Genomic DNA, 662 nt, shown 5'->3' on the forward strand with positions numbered 1-662 from the left:
AGCTGGGCGGTCACTCGCTGCTGGCTACTCGTCTGGTCTCCCGTGTTCGCGCGGTTTTGGGTGTGGAGCTGGAGATCCGGGCGTTGTTCGAGACGCCGACCGTGGCCGGTCTGGCCGCGCACCTCGGCCAGGCGGGGCAGGCCCGTGCCGGGCTGGTGGTGCGGCCGCGTCCGGAGCGGATCCCGCTCTCCTACGCGCAGCGTCGTCTGTGGTTCATCGGACAGCTCGAAGGGCCGAGCGCCACGTACAACAGTCCCATCGTGCTGCGCCTGACCGGCGATCTGGACGGGCAGGCCCTCGACGCCGCCCTGCGCGACGTGCTCGACCGCCACGAGGCCCTGCGCACCGTCTTCCCCACCACCGACGGCGAGCCCTACCAGCACATCATCCCCACCGACCAACTCCACTGGAAGCTCACCACAGCCAAGGTGGCCCCGGTCGAGCTGGCCGGCGCGACGGCTCGGGCGACCGGGTACGCCTTCGACCTGTCGTCCGAGGTGCCGATCAAGGCTTGGCTCTTCGACGCCGGAGCCGCTGAGTCCTCGACCCTCGTGATCCTCATTCACCACATCGCGGGGGACGGGTGGTCGATCGCCCCGCTGGCCCACGACCTGGCGACTGCATACGCGGCGCGTCGCGCGGTCCGCACTCCCGACTGGGAA

General features: G+C 70.5%; 1 protein-coding gene. It reads left to right on the top strand.

All coding sequences use genetic code 11. From position 1 onward, the window contains the following. Positions 1–56 precede the first annotated feature (56 nt). The coding region (locus AQJ46_RS51260; RefSeq protein WP_404828547.1) for a condensation domain-containing protein at positions 57–662 on the top strand (606 nt) is incomplete at its 3' end.

Source organism: Streptomyces canus (genome assembly GCF_001514145.1).
Classification (GTDB): Bacteria; Actinomycetota; Actinomycetes; order Streptomycetales; family Streptomycetaceae; genus Streptomyces; species Streptomyces canus.